The 6166-nt window shown below is 70.4% G+C and carries 6 protein-coding genes; 5 read left to right on the top strand and 1 reads right to left on the bottom strand.

Annotated elements, in window-relative coordinates; translation table 11 throughout:
• The 4 genes from PMI14_RS29005 to PMI14_RS28990 all read left to right on the top strand — a co-directional run.
• Nucleotides 1-1236: YhdP family protein (locus tag PMI14_RS29005; RefSeq protein ID WP_007860382.1), on the top strand; the 1236-nt coding region annotated here is incomplete at its 5' end.
• Nucleotides 1233-2048, top strand: a complete 816-nt coding sequence (locus PMI14_RS29000) for a carbon-nitrogen hydrolase family protein (protein WP_007860379.1) — start codon at nt 1233-1235, stop codon at nt 2046-2048. The genes PMI14_RS29005 and PMI14_RS29000, both read left to right, overlap by 4 nt.
• Complete coding sequence (locus PMI14_RS28995; protein ID WP_007860377.1) at nt 2045-4102, top strand: nitrogen regulation protein NR(II); 2058 nt, start codon at nt 2045-2047, stop codon at nt 4100-4102. Before PMI14_RS29000 ends, PMI14_RS28995 begins: the two co-directional genes overlap by 4 nt.
• Nucleotides 4102-4731, top strand: a complete 630-nt coding sequence (locus PMI14_RS28990; RefSeq protein ID WP_007860375.1) for a response regulator transcription factor — start codon at nt 4102-4104, stop codon at nt 4729-4731. The genes PMI14_RS28995 and PMI14_RS28990 overlap by 1 nt, the downstream gene beginning before the upstream one ends.
• A gap of 14 nt (nt 4732-4745) precedes the next feature.
• Here PMI14_RS28990 and PMI14_RS35370 read toward each other — a convergent pair whose 3' ends face one another.
• Complete coding sequence (locus tag PMI14_RS35370) at nt 4746-4904, bottom strand: hypothetical protein (protein ID WP_007860374.1); 159 nt, start codon at nt 4902-4904, stop codon at nt 4746-4748.
• On the opposite strand from PMI14_RS35370, the gene PMI14_RS28985 reads away from it, so the two are divergent.
• Nucleotides 4837-6060: a murein transglycosylase A gene (locus PMI14_RS28985; RefSeq protein WP_085947314.1), complete on the top strand. Its 1224-nt coding sequence runs from the start codon at nt 4837-4839 to the stop codon at nt 6058-6060. The genes PMI14_RS35370 and PMI14_RS28985 overlap by 68 nt on opposite strands.
• The last annotated feature ends 106 nt before the right edge of the window (nt 6061-6166 follow it).

The raw sequence follows: 6166 nt of genomic DNA, 5'->3' as shown, positions 1-6166 counted from the left end.
CCAGCGGCGGCCCCCCGCCTGCCCGCTGGCGCCCTGGCCAGCGCCACGCAGGACTACCTGCCCACCCGGGTGGCCTTGCGAGCCAAGGAACTGACTGCCCAGGGGCGCACCCTGCACAACGTGGTGGCCGGCGGGCAGCGCGACGGCCCGGTCTGGAAAGGCAACATCGATGCCAGCGAGCTCAGCGGCTTCGTGGAGTTCCGCGAAGGCGGTGGCGGCGACTCGGGCAATGGGCGGCTGTATGCCCGACTGTCCCGCCTGAACATGCCGCAGAGCGACGCCAACCAGGTCGAGGCACTGCTCGAGGAGCAGCCGACCTCGCTGCCGGCGCTGGACATCGTGGTCGACGATTTCGAGCTGCGTGGCCGCAAGCTCGGCCGGGTGGAGATCGAGGCCCAGAACCGGGGCAGCGAGAGCACGCCGCGCGAGTGGCGCCTGTCCAAGTTCAACATCACTTCGCCCGAGGGCAGCCTGACGGCCAGTGGCAACTGGGCCCTGCTCAACCAGGCGCGGATGGCGGGGAGCGGCGCCGGCGAGCGGCGCACGGTGCTCAATTTCCGGCTCGACATCCGCGATTCGGGCGACCTGCTGGCGCGCTTTGCCATGCCGGGCGTGGTGCGGCGTGGCAAGGGCCGCATGGAAGGCCAGGTGGCCTGGGTGGGCGCGCCCTTCAGTCCCGACTACCGCTCGATGGCAGGCCAGGTCAGCGTGAACATCGAGGCCGGCCAGTTCCTCAAGGCCGACCCGGGCCTGGCCAAGCTGCTCAGCGTGCTCAGCCTGCAGTCGCTGCCGCGCCGCCTGACGCTCGATTTCCGCGATGTCTTCAGCGAAGGCTTTGCGTTCGACTTCGTGCGCGGCGACCTGCGCATCGAGCAGGGCGTGGCCACCACCAACAACCTGCAGATGAAGGGCGTGAACGCCGCCGTGCTCATGGAGGGCAGCGCCGACATCGACCGCGAGACGCAGGACCTGCGCGTGGTGGTGGTGCCCGAGATCAATGCCATGACGGCCTCGCTGGTGGCCACCGCCATCAACCCGGTGATCGGCCTGGGCAGCTTCCTGGCCCAGGTGTTCCTGCGCGGCCCGCTCATCGAGGCGGCGACGCAGGAGTTCCGCATCGATGGCTCCTGGTCCGACCCGCGTGTGGTGCGCGTGCCCCGGCGCACGCGCCTGTCGGGCAATGCGGCAGACACCGGCCCGCCATCCCCCGCCCCCCGAACCGGAGAATCCTCATGAAAGTCGCTGCCCTGCAGATGGTTTCCGGCACCCACGTCGACGACAACCTGGCTGCTGCCCGAACCCTGCTGGAGCAGGCGGCGCGCGAGGGCGCCGAGCTGGCCGTGCTGCCCGAGTATTTCTGCATCATGGGCCGGCAGGACACGGACAAGCTGGCGCTCAAGGAGTCGCATGGCGAGGGCCCGATCCAGGACTTTCTGGCACGCGCGGCGCGCGAGCTCGACCTGTGGGTCGTGGGTGGAACCCTGCCGCTGCGCGGCAACGATGCCGTGCGCGTGCGCAACACCACGCTGGCCTTCAACCCCGAGGGCGCCTGCGTCGCGCGCTACGACAAGATCCACCTGTTCCACTTCGACAACGGCCAGGACCAGTTCCACGAGAGCCGGGTGATCGAGCCCGGGGACGAGGTCGTGCAGTTCGACCTGCGCTCGCGCGAGGGCGAGCTGTGGCGCGTGGGCCTGAGCGTGTGCTACGACCTGCGCTTTCCCGAGCTGTACCGGGCCCATGCCCAGGCGGGTGCCGACCTGCTGCTGGTGCCCAGTGCCTTCACCCACACCACGGGCCAGGCGCACTGGGAGGTGCTGCTGCGCGCCCGCGCCATCGAGAACCTGGCCTACGTGCTGGCCCCGGCCCAGGGCGGCGTGCACGAGAACGGCCGGCGCACCTGGGGCCACAGCATGCTGGTGGACCCCTGGGGCGGCATTGCGGCGCTGCGTGAAGAAGGCGCCGGCGTCGCCGTGGGCACGCTGGCCAAGGCACGCCTGCGCGAGGTGCGCAGCCAGCTGCCAGCCCTGGGCCACCGCGTGCTGTGAGCAAGCCGCGCAAGACCCTGTGGCAGCGCTGGCGTGGCGCCTGGCGGCGCTGGTCGCTGTGGACGCTGCTGGTGGCGCTGGTGGTGGCCATGCTGGTCACCGTGGTCTGGCTGGCCGGGCGCTACGAGGCCAGCCAGGTGCAGAGCCGGCTCGAGCGCGACACGGCCGACGCCGTCTCGGACGTGCGCGTGGCCCTCACGCGCAACCTGCAGAGCCTGCAGGCCCTGCATGCCGATGACCCGGGCGTGCTGGCCTGGGAGGTGAATGCCTCGGAGCTGCTGCGCGGCCACCGCGAACTGGTGCGGCTGGAATGGCGCGATACCGGCATGCGGTTGCGCTCGCAGGTGCAGACACCCTACCGACCGGTGTACTGGGACCGGGGCACGCGCGAGAGCGCGCACTCCGACGCCTCCCTGGCCTGTGCCAATGCGCGCCGGCTGAGCGGGCCGGCCTACTCCAGCAGCTACTTCCAGCCCCATGGCGATGGACTGGGCTCGGAGATGATGGAGCTGTGCCTGCCCATCACCTCGGGCGGGCGCAACACCGGTTTCCTGGTGGCCACCTATGCGCTCAACGCCATGCTCGAAGACCTGGTGGGGCACGGACTCACGCGCAGCCAGGAGGCCTCCTTCACCGAGGCCGATGGCACGCGCCTGGCGGTGCTGGGCGCGGCGCGGCGCGGCTCGCGCATGTTCACGGCCACGCACCTGCTGGACCTGCCCGGCGCCACCCTGGTGCTGCGCATGGACACCTGGCACAGTGCCCCGAGCCTGTTCCCGAACGTGCTCACGGCGCTGGTCACAGCCATGTCCATCGCACTGGTCACTGTGATGGTGGTGCTGGTGCGCGACAACCGCCGGCGCCTGCGTGCCGAGCGCGATCTGGGCGATGCGCTGGCATTCCGCAAGGCCATGGAGGACTCGCTGGTCACCGGGCTGCGCGCGCGCGACCTGGAAGGCCGCATCACCTACGTCAATCCGGCGTTCTGCGACATGGTGGGCTTCACGCCGCAGGAGCTGCTGGGCCTGAGCGCGTCGGCCCCCTACTGGCCGCCCGAGCGCGTGGAGGAGTACCAGCAGCGCCAGGCCATCCGCTTTGCCGGCTACATGCCCCCGCGCGAAGGCTTCGAGTCGGAATTCATGCGCAAGGACGGCACGCGCTTTCCCGTGCTCATCATTGAGGCGCCGCTGATCAATGCCCAGGGACTGCACACCGGATGGATGAGCGCCTTCCTGGACATGAGCGAGCAGCGCCGCATTGAGGAACTCTCGCGCGCCTCGCAGGAGCGCCTGCAGGCCACCGCGCGCCTGGCCACCGTGGGTGAGATGGCCTCGCTGCTCAGCCACGAGCTCAACCAGCCGCTGGCCGCGATCTCGAGCTATGCCACGGGCTCCCTGAACCTGCTGGAGACGCCCGCTGGCGCGGGCGACCTGCCGCCACCGCCCGAGAGCCTGCAGGACGTGCGCATGGCCATGCAGCAGATCGGGCGGCAGGCCGAGCGTGCCGGCAAGGTGATCAAGAGCGTGCACGACTTCGTGCGCCGCCGCGACCAGGCGCGCGAGGCCGTCACCGCGCAGCAACTGCTCGACGCCATCATGCCGCTGGTGAGCCTGCAGGCGCGCAAGATCGGTGTGCGCGTGCACACCCTGGTGGAGCCGGACCTGCCCGCTGCGCTGTGCGACCGCACCATGGTCGAGCAGGTGCTGCTCAACCTGGCGCGCAATGCCATGCAGGCCATGGACGTGCCGGGCATCTCCAAGCGCGTGCTGGAGATCCGCGCGCGCCGTGCGGCATCGAACGCGCACCAGGCCTGGATCGAGTTTGCCGTGGCCGACCTGGGCGCCGGCATCGAGCCCGAGGTGGCCGAGCGCCTGTTCACCCCCTTCTTCACCACGCGGGCCGAGGGCATGGGGCTGGGCCTGAGCCTGTGCCGCACCGTCATCGAGCAGCATGGCGGTTTCCTCGGTTTTGCAGCCAACGAACCGCGTGGTACGGTATTCACCTTCACGCTGCCCGTCCACCAACCTCCTGCCTCTTCTTCTACCGCCTCCTGATGGAACCCGTCTCCAATGCCACCGTGTACATCGTCGATGACGATGCGGGCGTGCGCGAAGCACTGGCCTGGCTGCTGCGCTCGCGCCGCCTGCCCAGCGAGTCCTTCGACAGCGCCGAAGCCTTCGATGCCGCGCTGCAGTCGCGCCCGGCGCAGCGCCATCCGTGCTGCCTGCTGCTGGACGTGCGCATGCCGGGCATGAGCGGCCTGGCGCTGTTCGATTTGTTGATCGTGCGCGGCGACCTGGCGACCATGCCGGTGATCTTTCTCACCGGCCACGCCGATGTGCCCACGGCCGTGGACGCGGTCAAGCGCGGCGCCTTCGACTTCTGCGAGAAGCCGTTTTCCGACAATGCGCTGGTGGACCGCATCGAGCAGGCGCTGGCTAAATCGGCCGCCCACCTGGCCACGCTGCGCGAGCGCAGCGACCTGCAGGTGCGCCTGGCCGACCTGACCGAGCGCGAGCGCGACGTGATGGACCTGGTGGTCGCGGGCCTGCCCAACAAGCTGATTGCCGACCAGCTCGACATCAGCGTGCGCACGGTGGAGGTGCACCGCGCGCGGGTGTTCGACAAGATGCAGGTGAAGTCGGCCGTGGAGCTGGCCAACCTGCTGCGCCTGGGGCATTGAGCCCCGCGCTCGGTTCAGTCCTTGCGCGCCGGGGTGTCCGCCTTCTTGCCTTCTTCTCCCTCCGGTTCGGGGGCCTTGAGCTCGCCGCCACGGCGCCCCGAAAACATGGTCCACCAGACAATGGCCACCAGCACCACCAGCGCGAGCAGCGCTTCAAGCAAAATCAGCCCCATGAAATTGACACTCCTGCGCCTTGTGATGACGGCGCTGATTGTAGGAACGCTGGCCGCCTGCTCCACCGCACCCGCCCCAAGTCCCTCCCGTCCCCCGGCCATAGCCCCTGCGCCCGTGCCGGGCGCCGTGTTCGTCCCCGGGGACAACGGCCCGTTGCCGTCCGCCATGGCCCAGCCCAAGAGCCGCTGGATCCCGGTGCGCTGGGCCGAACTGCCGGGCTTTGCCAACGACGCGCTGCACGAGGCCTGGAACGCCTGGATCAAGAGCTGCGAGCGCCCTGCACCGCAGTTCACGCTGCTGTGCGGCGAGGTGCGCCAGTTGAGCATCGCCACGCCCGAGGAGCAGCGCGCCTGGATGGTGGCGCGCCTGCAGCCCTACCGCGTGGAGTCGCCCGAGGGCAACCCCGAGGGCCTGCTCACCGCCTACTACGAGCCCATGATCGATGCCGCGCGCCAGCCCGGCAACGGTTTCACCGTGCCGGTGTACCGGCTGCCGGCCGGGCATGGTGCGCGCAAGCCCTGGTACACGCGCCAGCAGATCGACACCCTGCCCGAGGCGCAGGCCGCGCTGCAGGGGCGTGCCATCGCCTGGCTGCGCGATCCGGTCGAATCGATGGTGCTGCACATCCAGGGCTCGGGCCGCCTGCGCGTGACCGAGCCCGACGGCTCGGTGACGCTGGTGCGCGTGGCCTATGCCGGCACCAACGACCAGCCCTACCAGAGCGTGGGCCGCTGGCTGCTGGACCAGGGCGCCACGCGCGATGCCACCTGGCCCGGCATCCGTGCCTGGCTGGCGCAGAACCCGCAGCGCACCAATGAGCTGCTGTGGGCCAATCCGCGCTACGTGTTCTTCCGCGAAGAGGCGCTCGACGGCATGGAGGCCGGCTTCGGTCCCAAGGGCGCGCAGGGCGTGGCGCTCACGCCGGGCCGCTCGATCGCCGTGGACCGCCAGAGCATTCCCTACGGCACGCCGGTGTGGCTGGCCTCCGCCGGGCCGCAGGTGCAGCTGAGCCGGCTGGTGCTGGCCCAGGACACGGGCAGCGCCATCCTGGGCGCCGTGCGGGCCGACTACTTCACGGGCTGGGGCCAGGAGGCGGGCGACATTGCCGGCCGGCTCAAGCAGGGCCTGCGCCTGTGGGTGCTCTGGCCACGGTAGGCTCCCCCTGAGGCGCTGCGCGCCATCCCCCCAGAGGGGGGACGCCCCCGGTGCACGCAAGCGAAGCGCCGCATAAGCGACTTGGCGGCCCTTGCACGGGGGCACT

The sequence above is a fragment of the Acidovorax sp. CF316 genome (assembly GCF_000276605.1).
Lineage (GTDB): Bacteria > Pseudomonadota > Gammaproteobacteria > Burkholderiales > Burkholderiaceae_C > Acidovorax.
This window is presented reverse-complemented; position numbering and strand designations above follow the sequence as displayed.

Excerpts from the sequence above, each read along its gene's own strand:
- PMI14_RS29000 (WP_007860379.1), top strand. The coding sequence starts at position 1,233 with ATGAAAGTCGCTGCCCTGCAGATGGTTTCCGGCACCCACGTCGACGAC.
- PMI14_RS28990 (WP_007860375.1), top strand. The coding sequence starts at position 4,102 with ATGGAACCCGTCTCCAATGCCACCGTGTACATCGTCGATGACGATGCG.
- PMI14_RS28985 (WP_085947314.1), top strand. The coding sequence starts at position 4,837 with ATGGTCCACCAGACAATGGCCACCAGCACCACCAGCGCGAGCAGCGCT.
- PMI14_RS35370 (WP_007860374.1), bottom strand. The coding sequence starts at position 4,904 with ATGGGGCTGATTTTGCTTGAAGCGCTGCTCGCGCTGGTGGTGCTGGTG.